The organism is Corynebacterium sp. H78, from assembly GCF_037572275.1.
Taxonomy (GTDB): domain Bacteria; phylum Actinomycetota; class Actinomycetes; order Mycobacteriales; family Mycobacteriaceae; genus Corynebacterium.
On record NZ_JBBHKX010000006.1, the window covers coordinates 188414 to 204811 of the forward strand.

Consider the following 16398-nt stretch of genomic DNA (forward strand, 5'->3'; position numbering starts at 1 on the left):
CTAACATATGGGAGTCAACTCAACACGCTGAATATTCATGCATATCTTGCAATTGGATGAATAAAAGTGTTGAATGGCTCCCATGAGTATTTCCGTAGCCATTGCAGGAGCGACAGGTTATGCCGGAGGAGAGATTCTCCGTCTACTGTTGTCGCACCCTGCGTACCTTTCTGGCGAACTGACCATCGGCGCTTTGACTGGCGGATCCAATGCCGGCGCTATGGTGGGCGATGTGATGCCCCACCTCACGCCGTTGGCGGACCGTCAGATCGAGGCTACGAATGGTGAGACTCTCGCTGGTCACGATGTCGTTTTCCTCGGCCTCCCTCATGGCCATTCCGCTGCCATTGCCCGTGAATTGGGCGATGAGGTCACCATCATTGACTGTGGTGCCGATTTCCGTTTGGAAGATGCATCGCAGTGGGAGCACTTTTATGGTTCCGAGCATGCTGGTACCTGGACCTACGGCATTCCTGAAATGCCAGGCCAGCGTGTCAAGATCAAGAACTCGAAGCGTATCGCCGTACCGGGTTGCTTCCCGACGGGTGGCACCATCGCCATCCTCCCAGCTCTGGCCAACTTGTTGATTGAACCAGACTTGGCAGTTGTTTCTATTACCGGCACGTCTGGTGCAGGTAAGAAGGCAGCTGTTCCGATGCTGGGTTCCGAGGTGATGGGTAACCTCAAGGCCTACAACACTGCTGGTAAGCACCGTCACACGGCTGAATTTATCCAGAATCTTGGCCCATACGCCGGCGATAAGGAATTCAAGGTCAGCTTTACGCCAGTGCTCGCTCCTACTGCCCGTGGCATTTTGACCACGGTCACGGCTCCACTGGTCGACGAGAATCTCACCACAGAGGACGCACGTGAGGCGTACCTCAAGCACTACGCTGACGAACCTTTCGTACAGATTCTGACCAACGGCGCGCAGCCACAGACGAAGTCAATCGTTGGTTCCAACATGGTGCAGATCCAAGTAGAGGTCGATCAATTGTCGAAGCGGCTGCTCATCACTGCTGCCATTGACAATTTGACGAAGGGCACGGGCGGCGCAGCCGTTCAGTGCATGAACATTATTACTGGCCAGCCAGAAAACGCGGGTCTACCGCAGGTGGGAGTTGCACCGTAATGGAAAAAGAAAAAGAAGGTTTGGTCAAGGTCGGCGCCACGGCTGCAGGTGTGTGCGCTCCTGCTGGCTTCGAAGCTGCTGGTGTCATCGCAGGCATTAAGGCGAGTGGCAAGCCAGACATGGCTCTCGTCGTTAATCGTGGTCCAAAGAAGACTGCTGCAGCTGTATTCACGACAAACCGGGTACAAGCTGCACCGGTGACGATCACGAAGCAGCATATTGCTGATGGCGAAATCACGGCAGTGGTTCTGAACTCAGGCAATGCGAATGCGTGCAACGGTAAGCCTGGCCTCGACGATGCTTTGCAGGTATGCCAGGCAGTCGCAGATGCCCTTGATGTTCCGGTCACAGATATTGCTGCGTGCTCGACTGGTCTAATCGGCGATCGCTTACCAATGGACATCGTTCTTGGTGGCGTGCCAAAGCTGATGGCAGCCCTGGGTAGCGACGATGAATCAGATACCGCAGCTGCAACGGCAATCATGACTACTGACTTGGTGCCGAAGGAAGCCGCATTCCACGCAGATGGATTTTCAGTCGGTGCCATGGGCAAGGGAGTAGGCATGATCAGCCCTTCCATGGCGACAATGCTGGGAATCTTGACGACGGACGCTGACATCACAGCAGAAATGGCCCACGAGGCGATTTCGCAGGCAGCCGAGATGACGTTCAATCGTCTAGACATCGACGGCTCTACGTCAACGAATGACACTGTCCTGCTCATGGCTTCAGGTGCTAGTGGTGTGACCCCGTCGCAAGAAGAGCTGAACAAGGCTGTTTATGCCGTGTGTGACTCAATTGCGCGACAGATGCAGTCGGACGCCGAAGGCGTGACCAAGCGTGTTGCCATCACCGTTCGCGGAACTGGTGGGGAAGAAGATGCCCTGGTCGCTGCGCGCATCATTGGCCGAGACAACCTGTTCAAGTGCGCCATGTTCGGCTCGGATCCGAACTGGGGCCGAGTCCTCGCTGCCGTTGGTGTTGCACCAGTCGCGATGGATCCAGAACGCATCACCGTGGCGTTCAACGGACACGTCGTCTGCCGTGACACTGGTGGTACTCCAGATGCTCGTGACGTTGACCTCTCGGGTAGCGACATTCACGTAGAAGTGGACTTGGGTACTGGCAACACCGACGAAGCCACCATTCGTACGACCGACTTGTCCCACGATTACGTCGAAATTAACTCGGCATATTCCACCTAAACACCATGCCCCTTCAGAAAGCTCAAGAAATGGTTCACGAACTCACCGAGGATCTCACTGCCGAACAGCGCGCACATGTGCTGGCAGAAGCCTTGCCATGGCTGCAGCATCATCGTGACAAGATCGTCGTCGTTAAATACGGCGGTAACGCGATGACTGACGATAACCTCAAACGCGCTTTCGCCCAGGACATGGTGTTCTTGCGCACGGTTGGTATCAAGCCGGTTGTTGTGCACGGCGGTGGTCCGCAGATTTCTGCGATGCTGCGCCGGTTGAACTTGGATGGAGAGTTCAAGGGCGGATTCCGTGTGACAACTCCAGAAGTCATGGAAGTTGTCCGCATGGTGCTATTCGGCCAGGTGGGTCGTGAATTGGTCAATATGATCAATGCTTATGGTCCGCATGCGGTTGGTACTTCCGGTGAAGATGCCGGGCTGTTCACAGCGAAGAAGCGACTAGTCAACGTCAATGGCACGATGACTGACATTGGTTTGGTCGGTGACATCACTGAGGTTAAGCCAGAAGCTTTGTTGGACTTGATCGATGCCGGTCGTATTCCAGTGGTGTCGACGATTGCTCCTGCAATCGAAGGTGACGATGTGTACAACATCAACGCCGATACCGCAGCGGGTGCTCTTGCTGCCGCGCTGGGCGCTGAGCGACTCGCAATTTTGACCAATGTCGAGGGGCTGTACACAAATTGGCCAGATAAGTCGTCGTTGGTAACGAAGATTACTGAGTCAGAACTCCGAGAAGTCTTGCCTACGCTTGATTCCGGCATGATTCCGAAGATGGAGTCGTGCTTGAATGCAGTGTCTGCGGGAGTGAAGGCCGCGCACGTAATTGACGGACGCCAGGCGCACTCGGTACTTCTGGAACTGTTGACTTCTGGCGGTATCGGCACAATGGTCGTGCCGGACTAGCCGTCGGCTAACCCGCGCTCAACGCCACTTTAATTTCTTAGAAACGAGGCCCGGAAATTATGACAAATTTCCCAGCTAGCTGGCAGTCCTCCATGATGGACAACTACGGAACCCCAAATATCGAAGTAGTGTCCGGTTCTGGAGCTACCTTCACCGATTCCACGGGCAAAGAGTACCTGGACTTGTTGTCCGGTATTGCAGTCAATGCGTTGGGCTACGCTCATCCAGCCATCGTAGAGGCGGTATCGAAGCAGATCGGTACGCTTGCGCACGTATCCAATATCTTTGCGACGCAGCCGTCGGTGCAGCTCGCCGAGAAGCTCATTGAGTTGACGAATTGGAACACTGACGATACCCGCGTGATGTTTTGCAACTCGGGTACCGAAGCTAACGAAGCTGCATTCAAGCTTGCTCGCCTGACTGGTCGTCGTCGCATTATTGCGACCAACCATGGTTTCCATGGTCGCACGATGGGCGCGTTGGCCATGACGGGGCAGCCTGACAAGCGTGCACCATTCGAGCCAATGCCAGCCGGTGTTGAATTTGTTCCATATGGCGACCTTGATTTCCTGACAACCGCAATCGAGTCTGATCCGATGAGCGTTGCAGCAGTCATCATGGAGCCAATCCAGGGTGAAACTGGCGTCATCGCGCCGCCGGAGGGCTACCTGAAGAAGGTGCGCGAGCTTACGGAGCGCTACGGCGTTTTGCTCATTCTGGACGAAGTCCAGACGGGCATCGGTCGCACCGGTCAATGGTTTGCGCACCAGCACGAAGACGTTGTCCCAGACATCATGACGTTGGCCAAGGGCCTCGGTGGCGGTTTGCCAATCGGTGCGGTTGTGGCGAATGGCAAGGCAGCGTCGCTGTTTACACCTGGTTCGCATGGCACGACCTTCGGTGGCAATCCGGTATGTGCCGCAGCAGGTCTCGCCGTTATCGAGACCCTGGAGAACGAGGGCATCATCGCCCGCGTGGCGGAGAAGGGCAAGGTGCTGGCTCGGAAGCTCGCAGCGTTGGAGCATGTCGATCACGTTCGTGGTCGTGGTTTCATGCTGGGCCTCGTATTGGACGGCCCTCTTGCTCGCGGTGCAGTTGCCGCTGGCTACGAGCATGGTGTGATTCTCAACGCTCCACAAGCGGACGTGCTTCGCCTCGTTCCACCACTGGTACTGACTGATGAAGAAATCGAACGCGCCGTTGAGTTGGTCAATACCTGCTTGAACGATGCAGCGAAGAATTCCTAGTCAACGAATTATTAGAGAAAAGCGAGATAGTTATGGTTCGACATCTCCTGGCTGACGACGATCTCACGCCAGAAGAGCAGGCTGAGGTTCTGACGCTGGCTGCTGTGTTGAAGAAGCATCCGTATTCTTACCAGCCTTTTACAGGTCCACAGTCGGTCGCGGTTCTTTTTGATAAGACCTCGACTCGCACCCGGTTCTCGTTCGACGCTGGTGTTGCTGCATTGGGCGGAAATCCGATTGTCGTCGATTCCGGTAGCTCCCAGATGGGTAAGGGCGAAACACTGCAAGATACTGCAGCAGTTTTATCGCGCTTCGTCTCGGCCATTGTGTGGCGGACGTATGCGCAGTCCGGCCTGGAAGCGATGACAGAAACATCGACGGTTCCGGTCATTAACGCGCTGTCCGATGACTTCCACCCATGCCAGATCCTTGCTGATCTGCAAACCATTGTGGAGCACAAGTGCCCAGCGGAAGGTCCAGCAGGGCTTTCAAAACTGAAGGCTGTCTACTTCGGTGACGGTGCCAACAACATGGCAAATTCCTACATGGTTGGATTCGCTAATGCTGGTATGGACATCACGATTTGTGCACCAGCAGATTTCCAACCGGAAGCGAAGTTTGTCGCTCGCGCAGAGACCGTCGCAAAGCGTACCGGCGCAACCGTGACGGTGACTGATGACGTTGACGTGGCCATTGCAGGCGCCGATGTTGTGATCACGGACACGTGGGTATCAATGGGACAGGAGAACGACGGGCTGGACCGTCGGACGCCTTTCCTGCCGTACCAGGTCAATGCTGAGTTGATGGCCAAGGCGACGGACAACGCGATTTTCTTGCACTGCCTGCCCGCGTACCGAGACAATGAAGTCACCGCGGATGTCATCGATGGTCCGGCATCGGTTGTCTTCGATGAGGCAGAAAACCGCATGCATGCACAGAAGGCATTGCTGACGTGGATCGTCGCAAAGTCTCAGGGCATGACGGTGGAAGCGTTTGCTGCGTCGGCAAACACGAAGGCGTAAGAGCTCGATAACAAATGACGAATCCAGGGTCTCGTACAGCGCGGCAAGCTCGAATTGCCGACTTGTTGGCTCACCATGTTGTGTCCAGTCAAGTGCAACTCGTTGACTTGCTTGCGCAACAAGGCATCGACATCACGCAAGCGACGTTGTCGCGTGACTTGGATGAACTGGGCGCACGAAAGGTGCGGACCGAAGAAACAGGCTCCAGATACGCCATCGTGGAAGGAGCCGCAGTGACATCAGAAGGCGCAGTCTCCAGAATGCGGAGAGTGCTGGACGAACTGCTAGTGTCAATTGACCACTCAGGGACGATCGCAGTGCTGAGAACACCGCCAGGTGCAGCACAGTATCTAGCCAGTGTCATTGACCGCGCAGGACTGCCAGACATCGTCGGCACAATCGCCGGAGATGACACTGTTATGTGCCTAGCTAGAGCACCGATGAGCGGGGAAGACCTAGCCCAGGTACTGGCTGACACCAATGAGAAGTAACATCGTAACTAGTATTTCTGAAGCACCAATTAAAGGAGCACTACCTCATGACTGATCGCGTCATTCTCGCCTACTCGGGTGGCCTCGACACCACCGTTGCCATCGAGTGGATGAAGCAGGAGACCGGTGCCGAGGTCGTCGCTGTGTCCATCGATGTTGGACAGGGCGGCGAGGACATGGAGACCATCCGCCAGCGCGCTCTTGACGCTGGTGCAGTGGAGTCCGTCATTGTCGACGCACGTGACGAGTTCGCAGACGAGTACTGCCTGCCAGCAATCAAGGCCAACGCACTGTACATGAAGCAGTACCCACTGGTTTCCGCGTTGTCTCGTCCGCTCATTGTTAAGCACATGGCTGAGGCTGCAAAGACCCATGGCGGCACTCACGTTGCTCACGGTTGCACCGGTAAGGGCAACGACCAGGTTCGTTTCGAAGTTGGTTTCTCCAACACCGCTCCTGACCTGAAGATCATCGCGCCAGCTCGTGACTATGCATGGACCCGTGACAAGGCCATCGCATTCGCAGAGAAGAACGACATTCCAATCGAGCAGTCGAAGTCGTCTCCATTCTCCATCGACCAGAACCTGTGGGGTCGTGCTATTGAGACTGGTTACCTCGAGGACCTTTGGAATGCTCCAACGAAGGACGTCTACGCCTACACCGAGGATCCAACCCTCAACTTCAACTCCCCAGACGAAGTCATTATCTCTTTCGAAGACGGCAAGCCAGTCGCTATTGATGGCAAGCCAGTCACCATGTTGGAAGCCGTTGAAGAGATGAACCGTCGCGCAGGTGCGCAGGGCGTTGGTCGCCTCGACATGGTTGAGGACCGCCTCGTCGGCATCAAGTCCCGCGAAATCTACGAAGCTCCAGGCGCAATTGCGCTGATGACAGCACACGCTGCTATGGAAGATGTCACTGTCGAGCGTGAGCTCGCACGCTACAAGCGTGGCGTCGAAGCTAAGTGGTCTGAGCTGGTTTACGACGGTTTGTGGTTCTCTCCACTGAAGCGTGCTCTGGACACCTTCATCGAGGAATCCCAGAAGGGCGTTTCCGGTGATATCCGCATGGTTATGCACGCGGGTCACTGCTCGGTTAACGGCCGTCGCTCGAACACCTCGCTGTACGACTTCAATCTCGCAACCTACGACGAAGGTGACACCTTCGACCAGACCCTTGCACGTGGTTTCGTCGAACTGCACGGCCTATCGTCGAAGATGGCTGCGAAACGCGACTTCAACCTGTAAGAAGCAGCGTTCACCAGTAAGAACTAGAAATCGAGGTTTTCAGTGGAATCTGTGGAGAAGCACGGTACGAATGAAGGTTCTCTGTGGGGCGGCCGTTTCGCAGGCGGTCCCGCCGAGGCCATGGCGGCGCTCAGCAAATCAACTCATTTTGACTGGGTTCTTGCGCCGTATGACGTGCTGGCATCGAAGGCACACGCCCGGGTGTTACATGCCCGTGGCCTTCTGTCTGACGACGACTTCGCCACGATGCTCGAAGGCCTCGATAAGTTGGGTGCGGATGTAAAATCCGGCGTGTTCGGTCCAGAGCCATCCGATGAGGATGTCCATGGTGCGATGGAGCGCGGCCTGATCGATCGCGTTGGCCCTGAGGTGGGTGGCCGTTTGCGCGCAGGCCGGTCTCGTAACGACCAGGTCGCAACGTTGTTCCGCATGTGGCTGCGTGATGCGATACGCGGTGTTGCGCTTGATGTGGCGGACTTGGTTGATGCCCTGGTAAGTCAGGCAAAGGCGCATCCAGATGCGATCATGCCGGGTAAGACTCACTCGCAGGCTGCTCAGCCAGTGTTGTTGGCTCACCAACTGCTTGCGCATGCGCAGCCACTGTTGCGTGACCTTGACCGTGTGCAGGACTTGGACAAGCGACTTGCAGTTTCTCCGTACGGTTCGGGTGCTTTGGCTGGTTCATCGCTCCATTTGGATCCGGAAGCTATTGCCGCGGAGCTCGGCTTTGATTCTGCATCTGACAACTCGATCGACGGCACCAGCTCTCGCGACTTTGCGTCCGAGACTGCGTTTGTGCTCGCTCAGATTGCTGTTGATATGTCGCGTTTGGCAGAGGAAATCATCTATTGGGCTACGCCAGAGTACGGCTACGTCACTCTGCACGATGCCTGGTCAACAGGTTCGTCGATCATGCCGCAGAAGAAGAACCCTGACGTCGCTGAGCTAACACGTGGCAAGACTGGTCGTCTGATCGGAAATCTCACCGGCTTGATGGCGACTTTGAAGGCACAGCCACTGGCATATAACCGTGATTTGCAGGAGGACAAGGAGCCATTGGTGGACTCCGTGGAACAGCTCACCCTGTTGCTTCCTGCTTTGACTGGCCTGGTGTCGACGTTGACGTTCCATGAGGAGCGCCTGCGCGAACTCGCGCCGGCTGGCTATACCTTGGCAACTGACCTTGCTGAATGGCTGGTACGCCAGGGAGTACCGTTCCGTGACGCGCACGAAGCATCCGGTCAGTGCGTACGCATCGCTGAATCTCGCGGTGGTATAGGCCTAGACGAGCTCGCTGACGACGAGCTGGCATCCGTCCATCCGGCACTGACCGCGGATGTTCGTGAGGTATTGACCATCGATGGTGCAGTGGCATCGCGTGACACGCGTGGCGGTACCGCCGGTGTACGTGTTGCTGAACAACTTGCTCGAGTTGAGGAGAGTTCCGTGGCTGCCCGGAATTGGGCGGAAACGCCAGTTCGACAGTAGCTTTCCAACCGCCGCCTGACGACACCAACTCGAAATCCCAATCTACGGTTAACAGTGTATTAACTAGGGGTTTCGGGTTGGTGTTTTTGTGCGCAAAACATGCGTGTTGGCGGGCTGAAGTTAAGGAACTCTCGTATTCTTACTTGCGATAACTGTCCGGTGCAGACTCATGAAGCGACGTGTGCTCCGGTCTTACCGGAACGCCAGTTGCAGCAAGGGGGATAAAGCGAGTGAGCGCATCAAGCGCGCAGGTTTCCAAGAAGGGTTTGCGCAAAGCTGTTCTGGCCGCCGTACTGTTCGTTATCGCCATCGTTGCTGTTGTGTGGGGCCGAGGTGGCCTACCGGGAAACGTGTTTGGATCCGGACTCAGAATGGGGAAAACCGAAAGCGTTCGGGTCATCATCGGCTCCGAGAAGCGGGGCTTCCTCGAAGACGAACGAGTGCGCGACTTCATGGCTGACCGTGGATACGAACTGGACATCCACACGGCGGGATCACGTGAAATTGCTCAACGCCCAGATCTCACAGAGTTCGAGGTCGTCTTTCCATCATCTGTAGCGGCAGCCGAAAAAATCGAAGCTGTTGTCGGGGGAGCGGTCGTCGATAAGCAGAGGCCGTTTTACTCGCCCATGGCGATCGCTACATTCGAGCCACAACTGCAGGCTTTAGAAGCTGCAGGAATTGCATCAGAGGAACAAGGCACGTGGCGCATCGATATGACGCGCTACGTTGAGGAATTTCAGCGTGGCACCAGGTGGCGGAGTTTGCCAACTGCGGATGTTTCGTATCCGTCGAATCAGAAAGTGATGATTCGCTCGACGGATATCCGGACATCAAACTCTGCTGCGATGTATTTGTCCATTGTCAGTTGGGTCACGAATGGTGGCAGCATCGTCAACGGCCAAAACCAGGTGACACAGGCTGTAACTGATGTCGCGCCCTTTTTCCTTGACCAGGGTGGCTCTGGCCAATCCTCGGCTGGTCCGTTCGCTGGCTATCTCTCACAGGGGATGAGCGCCTATCCCATGGTGATGGTGTACGAAGCCCAGTTCTACGGCCGTCTCATGGGAACCGAAGCGGGTAACCAAGTATCCGACTCGATGCGTCTCGCATACCCAACGCCAACCGTCAATTCTGAACACGTGGCACTCGCTCTTACCGATCGTGGCGCGGATATCACCCGGCTGCTTGCCGACGCTCCAGAGCTGCAACGGATTGCCGCAGAACATGGGTTTAGAACCCAAGATCCGTCAGTATTCGCAGACGTTATCGCAGAAAAGGCAGCACAGTCGCCGCCGGAGTTTCTCGATACGACCGAAGTTCCGGATTATGACACGTTGGAGCAAATGATCGTGGGAATTGAGCGTCGCTATGGGTTCTCCAGTTCACCGCAAAGAGACCCCGATGGAACTGGCACTGATTCTCTGGTGTCCGGCGGAAATTGAGTGACTCAGGTAAGAGGAGAGTGCCATGACTAATCAAGCAATGCAGCCTTCGCCTGGTGGTGGGCTGCAGCTCACGCCGCCACCGGAGATCTCCGCGGTGCAGCCTCAACACGCCGGCATCGTGATTCCGCTGTCTAAGGAACGGAAGGCAATCGTCGCAAAGCGGTGCAGTGATTTTATGGAAGCCATCGAAAAGACTGATCCGATGGGTCCAGAAATGCATCAGCTAACGGATGCGATTTCGGCAATGGGTATGCGCGAGATGCATGCTGCGAACGCGAGCGCCGCTGAGCTTCTGGCCAAGCCGATTGCTGTGGTGAACGAGATGCAGACTGGCCGCGGCGCGGGTGGACAGTCTGTGGTGGTTGCGGGAATCGACAAGTTGAAGATCGTCGTAGGTGAACTCGACCCTATAACTATGCAAGATGACCGCAGTGTGCTGAAGCGCTTACTCAATAAGAATCCGCTGGCAGCGTACTTCGCGAAGTTTGAAACGAAGCAAGTACAGCTCGATCAGGTGATTCGTGAGCTACACACTGGCGGGGACTTGCTCCGCAAAGAGAATGCAACCATCGACGGCCAGCGTCGTCGTCTCTGGGATGCTATGGCCAAGCTGCAGGAGTATTTGGAACTCATCGAGCGGCTAGACCATCAAATGCAGCTCAAAATTGATGAGCTGGGGATGGTCGACTTTCAACGGTCCGAACGATTGAAGGCAACGTTGCTTCACGAAATCCGAGCGAAGCGGCAGAATCTTCTGATCCAAATCGCAGTGTGCGCGAATGCGTACCTGGGATTGGATATCGTGCGGCAGAATAATGCATCGCTCATTCGAGGTGTCGACGAAGCAACGACAACCACAGTCTCAGCGCTGCGAACGGCAATAATGACTGCTCAGAGTCTTGCCAACCAGAAGATTGTCCTGGACAAGGTTCACGGCATCCGCGACACGACCTCGAACTTGGTCATGTCGACATCGCAGCTTCTCAATCGCGACGGTGTGCACATTCAATCGCAACTGAATCAGCCAGCGGTTGATATGACTGCGCTGCAGTCGTCGTTTAGCAATATTTATTCAGCAATCAACGGCATTAATGCGTATCGCAGTGCGGCGGCTGACTCCATGTCAGCGACAGCGGGTGTTCTTGAAGAACAACTCGCTGTTTCCGCGGGCATCATGCGGAACTAAAAGGAATTCATCGCGGAACGCAGAAACTAGGGGAGCATCATGTTGTCGGTTCGTCATAATCGGGTAGCAATGGTTGTGTCATTGCTCTTGGCAGTGTGTTTTGTGTTGGTGTCGTGCTCTGAAGAAGACATCGCGAGTACGAGCAAGAAACCTAATGAAATAGACAGTCCTGGAGGAACTCTGTCGCTAGTCGCATCGACTGAGCTTGCTGATATGGAAGCCGTCATCGACAAGGCCGAGTCTGATCTGGATATGCAGATCGATCTGCAGTTCGTCGATGGAACTATCGAAACAAGTAATTTGATCGGGTACGGCGAGTTTGATGGTCGGGTCGACGGAGTCTGGCTCACCACAGATCGCTACCTGTTGCAGAACGGTCAGGCTGGCAAGATTGTCGATCCGACACCGACAGCTCTTTCTCCGGTGGCATTTGGTATTCGCCCGCAGAAGGCTGCGGAGCTCGGGTGGGATAAGAAGCAGCCAACGTGGGCAGAGATCTCACAGGCAGCTGGAGCCAAAGAGTTTACATACGGAATGACTGCCCCAGATCGCTCGAACTCCGGTTTTTCGGCTCTGGTTTCCGTAGCAACGGCTCTCGCAGATACTGGCGCTGCGTTGCAGACTTCAGATATCGAAGCAGTAGCTCCGGAGATGCAGAAGTTCTTCTCAGCACAGAACTTAACCTCAGGTTCCTCAGGATGGCTGCGTGATTCCTACCTCGATAAAGCGGACCGCATTGATGCCATGATCAACTATGAGTCCGTGTTGGAGTCGATGAAGCGCAAAGACAATATCGATCTCGAAGTCATCGTCCCATCTGATGGAGTTGTAACGGCCGATTACAAGCTCGCCACGATGGCAGCGCCGAAGGACGATCAATCTGCTGCACGCGTCAAGGCATTTAAGGACTGGCTCTTGACGGAGGAAACACAGCAGCAGATTTCCACAGAAACGTTTCGTCGTCCAGTGAACTCTGCGGTGTCGCCGGCACCTGAGTTGGCGGAGCGGAATCTCATTGAGCTGCCATTCCCTGCGACGACTCAGGTGTCTAACGCGCTGGTGGATTCCTACACCAATAAGCTGCGCGTACCTGCGCGGACGGTCTTCGCTCTTGATGTCTCGGGATCAATGGAAGGGGATCGCTTGTCTGCACTGCAAGACACCCTACGCGGGCTGGAAGGTCGTGCCGATAATGGAATCACACACTTCCGCGACCGAGAAGAAGTCTCGTATCTACCGTTCAGCACTGAAGCACATGAGATGGTGAGTACCACGATCGACAATGCCCGGCAGGAGTCCTACGCACCGCTGCAGCAGGTCACCGACTCGCTGATTGCATCCGGTGAAACTGCGCTTTACGACGCCGTCGCAAAGGCAAACGGTTATGCAACGGAACGCGGCGACGAGAGCATTTCGTCAGTGGTGTTGATGTCGGATGGCGAAGTGACGTCTGGACTAAATCTTGAAGCGTTTCGAGCAGAGTACAAGCGACTGCCGGAGGACAAGAAGAAGGCACCGGTATTCGTTATTTTGTATGGCGAGGCCGATGAAGGGGAGATGACTGAGCTGGCCGAGCTGACTGGTGGCAAGGTGTTCGACGCCCGCGACGGCAACCTAGGACAGGTATTCGAGGAGATTCGTGGATACCAATAGCGTTGAGAATGGAGCTGGTGACGGCTTTTCAAACTTCCTGACTTCCCGGCAGAACATCGTAGGTGTCGTTCTACTGTCGGTCACGGTGATCGTGCATCTGTTGGTCGGGCTCGGTTCGTTGTGGTGGGTCGCAGCAGCTGCCATGTATGGCGTGGGTGTATTCGCGGTACCTGCGCCAGCAAAGAAGACGGAGATTAGCTATGCGCCGATTGCTCCGCTCACAGCTACTAATCAACCGCCAGGAGCCTTGACGCAGTCGGTCTCTGACGTTGCCTATTTGGTGCGTCGGGATCCAGAGTTCCCGACGGAGTTCAGAGAGGTACTCAACGGTATTGCGGGGTCACTTCGAACCATCTTCGAACACTGGGATGAAGTTTCTGAAGCACCTGCCCAAAGAATCGCAGTGGAGCAGATTTGTCTGACCTATTTGCCTCAAGCGACTGATGCGTATCTCAATGTTCCGCCCAGACATCGTGATCGACAATTCGAAAGCCGAGAAAGTGCGAATCAGGCGTATCAGCGTGCATTGACCCTGCTCGAAAAGGAAGTAACACGGGTAGAGAACGCCGCCCTGGACCATTCGTTGCAAGAATTGCGCGACCAGAACCGGTACTTGGAACAGAAATTTGGTGGCTCGATACTCGACATGTAATCGGGCTTCATTAGGATGAACACATGAGCTTAGATCCACAACTCCTCCAGATTCTTGCGTGCCCACGAGACAAAGGCCCGCTGGAGTACCTCGAGGGTGAGCAAGTACTGGTCAATCCTCGACTCAAGATTGCTTACACAATCGACGATGGCATTCCTGTCATGCTTTCCGACGAAGCGATTGAGTGGAACAAGTAACCATTAACTTCTCCCGCTCGCTACTTTCCGACGCGCCCCTTATAGCTGCGCAGCATATTTTAGGTGCAGAATTGGTCATTCATGACCATGGCATTCGCGCTGTGATCACTGAAGTAGAAGCCTATGGAGGCCCAGCGGATTCACAGTGGCCAGACCCCGCCGCTCACACTTGGCCAGGTCAGACGCCCCGTAATCGCGTGATGTTCGGCCCTGCAGGTCATTTGTATGTCTACCGCTCGTATGGCATCCACCACTGTGCAAACATCACCTGCGGCCCCGAAGGTGAAGGTGGAGGTGTCCTGATTCGCGCAGTGTCAATCCGCGAAGGCGCGGACGCAGTACGAGGATTCCGCCCTGCATCAGTCCGGCTTTCCATTATCGGTCGAGGTCCAGGAAATGTTGCGCAAGCGTTGGGGATCACAATGGCGGACTACGGCACTGACGTCTTCTCGTCACGAAGTCGGATTCGCTTGGAGAAGCCCGTCGTCACGCAGAAGCAGGTTGTGCATGCAGGACCACGAGTAGGCGTGCGCCGAGCGTCGGAGCGGCCGTGGCGCTTGTGGCTTGAGGATGAAAGCGTGTCGAAGTTCCGGGCGCACGCGAAGGCTGAGGGTTTGTACTAGATCAGGGATAAGTCCAATGCCAGGAGCCCTTGTGTAGTCCTCAGCATAGGTGTGCCAACGAGCACACTCGGAATGCGAACAGTTACGATGGTTGGGTGACTATGCAAAACATTATTGATGAACTTGAATGGCGCGGACTGATTTCACAGTCCACTGATTTGGACGCTCTCCGCGAAGAAGCGGAAAAGGGGCCAATCACTGCTTATGTAGGTTTCGACCCAACCGGTCCGTCTCTGCACGCAGGCCACCTTGTTCCATTGGTAATGTTGCGCCGTTTCCAAATGGCAGGGCACCGCCCGATTGCGCTGGCAGGTGGCGCTACTGGCATGATCGGCGATCCACGAGATGTGGGCGAACGCTCGATGCTGACCATCGAAACCGTGGCCGAGAATCTTGAGTCGATTAAGAAGCAGCTTGCTCGCTTCATTGAGATTGGCGAAGGCAAGGGTCTTCTGGTCAATAACTACGACTGGACTTCCCAGATGAATGTCATCGAGTACCTCCGTGACCTGGGTAAGAACTTTTCGCTGAATACCATGTTGGACCGTGACACGGTCAAGCGACGTCTCGAGTCTGACGGCATTTCTTACACCGAATTTTCGTACATGCTGCTGCAGGCGAATGACTTCGTGCACTTGCGACGCAACTACGATTGCCGACTCCAGATCGGCGGAAATGATCAGTGGGGCAACATCGTTTCTGGTGTTGATCTCAACCGTCGTCTGGATGCCGAAAAGGTGCATGGCATTACTGTTCCGCTGGTCACCGACGCGGAAGGAAAGAAGTTCGGTAAGTCTACTGGCGGTGGCAAGCTGTGGCTCGATCCGGAGATGACCACGCCATACTCCTGGTACCAGTACTTCATTAATGCTGGCGACTCCGTAGTGATCGATTACCTGCGCTGGTTCACTTTCCTATCTAAGGAAGAAATCGCTGAGTACGAGACCGCGGTTACCGAGCGACCATTCAAGCGTGAAGCTCAGCGTCGTCTGGCTCAGGAAATGACTGACTTGGTTCACGGTCCTGATGCCACGAAGGCTGTCGAGTTGGCAGCGCAGGCTCTGTTCGGACGGGCTGAGTTGAGCGAACTCGATGAAGCGACCTTGGCTAGCGCGGTTGCAGAAGCGGGTGTCGCAGAGATTGGTGCCGGTGAGCCTCGCACAATCACGGATCTGCTTGTTGCGTCAGGGCTGGCTAAGTCGAAGGGCGAAGCACGTCGCACTATTAAGGAAGGTGGCGCGTACGTGAACAACGAGCGCATCTCCGACGAAGAGTGGACACCATCGGATTCTGATTTGTTGCATGGCAGCTGGCTGGTTCTGCGTCGCGGTAAGAAGAATTTCGCCGCAGCGCGCATTTTGGGTTAAGTCAGCGGATAGACGGTTTCTCAGACCGTAAATCGGAACTAACCGAGTTCCTCCCATTAACGTCACGGTGACGAATTAAATAACACCGATGACATTCGAGTCGGGCAGAGTCGCATCTGCTCGACTCTTTTTCAATTTCAAGCCAATTTAGGTCTTGACACGACCATCGCTTTACGACGGCTCGTCAGTATTGCACCGCGAATACCAAGGTTGAACTGGGGATTTGTATCCCGATTCGCCGTATGTGTATTGTTATCGGAGTCAGCGCGACGGGCTGCGGCCGGTGGTTGTGGTTGTTGTGTTGGTGGGGATGGTTTCGTTCCTTGTTGTGGTTCGGGTCTGGTTTGACTTTGTTCTGCGGGGTTTGTTACTGTTTCTTTTCGCTGCCAGGGGGCGCGCACGGTTGGTGTGTGGTTGTTGGTGGTGGTGTTGTTTGAGAACTCGATAGTGTGCCGATGTACTTTATTTTGTGATGCGCATGGATTGCGTTGGTGGGTACCTGGGTCTTTTTTGGTGG

General features: G+C 55.2%; 16 protein-coding genes. 15 read left to right on the plus strand and 1 reads right to left on the minus strand.

Translation table 11 applies throughout. The annotated features are described in order from the left end of the window. Window positions 1-82: 82 nt before the first annotated feature. The 15 genes from argC to tyrS all read left to right on the plus strand — a co-directional run bounded on the left by argC (window position 83) and on the right by tyrS (window position 15881). Window positions 83-1132 carry an N-acetyl-gamma-glutamyl-phosphate reductase gene (gene argC, locus WG934_RS10310; RefSeq protein WP_339980268.1) on the plus strand — a complete coding sequence of 350 codons (1050 nt, stop codon included), beginning with the start codon at window positions 83-85 and terminating at the stop codon, window positions 1130-1132. Beyond that, the gene (gene argJ, locus WG934_RS10315) at window positions 1132-2337 is read left to right on the plus strand and encodes a bifunctional glutamate N-acetyltransferase/amino-acid acetyltransferase ArgJ (protein WP_339980269.1); all 1206 of its coding nucleotides are present in this window, start codon (window positions 1132-1134) and stop codon (window positions 2335-2337) included. Before argC ends, argJ begins: the two co-directional genes overlap by 1 nt. A 29-nt stretch (window positions 2338-2366) precedes the next feature. Beyond that, on the plus strand, window positions 2367-3260 hold the full coding sequence (gene argB, locus WG934_RS10320; RefSeq protein ID WP_339980271.1) for an acetylglutamate kinase: 894 nt from the start codon (window positions 2367-2369) through the stop codon (window positions 3258-3260). A 59-nt stretch (window positions 3261-3319) separates the two neighbouring features. Continuing rightward, complete coding sequence (locus tag WG934_RS10325; RefSeq protein WP_339989989.1) at window positions 3320-4507, plus strand: acetylornithine transaminase; 1188 nt, start codon at window positions 3320-3322, stop codon at window positions 4505-4507. 32 nt (window positions 4508-4539) lie between these two features. Continuing rightward, window positions 4540-5529 (plus strand): ornithine carbamoyltransferase, encoded by a 990-nt coding sequence (gene argF, locus WG934_RS10330; RefSeq protein ID WP_339980274.1) that lies wholly within the window; start codon window positions 4540-4542, stop codon window positions 5527-5529. Window positions 5530-5543: 14 nt separating this feature from the next. Next, window positions 5544-6020 (plus strand): arginine repressor, encoded by a 477-nt coding sequence (locus WG934_RS10335; protein WP_339989990.1) that lies wholly within the window; start codon window positions 5544-5546, stop codon window positions 6018-6020. Between the two features lie 47 nt (window positions 6021-6067). Continuing rightward, window positions 6068-7267, plus strand: coding sequence for an argininosuccinate synthase (locus tag WG934_RS10340; RefSeq protein WP_339989991.1), 1200 nt, complete (start codon window positions 6068-6070; stop codon window positions 7265-7267). Between the two features lie 51 nt (window positions 7268-7318). Beyond that, the gene (gene argH, locus WG934_RS10345) at window positions 7319-8755 is read left to right on the plus strand and encodes an argininosuccinate lyase (protein WP_339989992.1); all 1437 of its coding nucleotides are present in this window, start codon (window positions 7319-7321) and stop codon (window positions 8753-8755) included. 230 nt (window positions 8756-8985) lie between these two features. Continuing rightward, the gene (locus tag WG934_RS10350; RefSeq protein WP_339980280.1) at window positions 8986-10200 is read left to right on the plus strand and encodes a hypothetical protein; all 1215 of its coding nucleotides are present in this window, start codon (window positions 8986-8988) and stop codon (window positions 10198-10200) included. Window positions 10201-10225: 25 nt separating this feature from the next. Beyond that, window positions 10226-11389: a toxic anion resistance protein gene (locus WG934_RS10355; RefSeq protein ID WP_339989993.1), complete on the plus strand. Its 1164-nt coding sequence runs from the start codon at window positions 10226-10228 to the stop codon at window positions 11387-11389. Between the two features lie 39 nt (window positions 11390-11428). Then, entirely contained in the window at window positions 11429-13042 is a 1614-nt protein-coding gene (locus tag WG934_RS10360) for an extracellular solute-binding protein (protein WP_339989995.1), read from the plus strand. Further along, on the plus strand, window positions 13029-13694 hold the full coding sequence (locus WG934_RS10365) for a hypothetical protein (RefSeq protein WP_339989997.1): 666 nt from the start codon (window positions 13029-13031) through the stop codon (window positions 13692-13694). Before WG934_RS10360 ends, WG934_RS10365 begins: the two co-directional genes overlap by 14 nt. 23 nt (window positions 13695-13717) lie before the next feature. Continuing rightward, window positions 13718-13891 carry a Trm112 family protein gene (locus WG934_RS10370; protein ID WP_339980284.1) on the plus strand — a complete coding sequence of 58 codons (174 nt, stop codon included), beginning with the start codon at window positions 13718-13720 and terminating at the stop codon, window positions 13889-13891. A 2-nt stretch (window positions 13892-13893) separates the two neighbouring features. Next, window positions 13894-14514 (plus strand): DNA-3-methyladenine glycosylase, encoded by a 621-nt coding sequence (locus tag WG934_RS10375; RefSeq protein ID WP_445228239.1) that lies wholly within the window; start codon window positions 13894-13896, stop codon window positions 14512-14514. A 101-nt stretch (window positions 14515-14615) separates the two neighbouring features. After that, complete coding sequence (tyrS, locus tag WG934_RS10380; RefSeq protein WP_339980298.1) at window positions 14616-15881, plus strand: tyrosine--tRNA ligase; 1266 nt, start codon at window positions 14616-14618, stop codon at window positions 15879-15881. A gap of 137 nt (window positions 15882-16018) precedes the next feature. Here tyrS and WG934_RS10385 read toward each other — a convergent pair. After that, window positions 16019-16398, minus strand: a 380-nt coding sequence (locus tag WG934_RS10385; RefSeq protein ID WP_339990001.1) for a hypothetical protein, incomplete at its 5' end; no start/stop codon positions are given.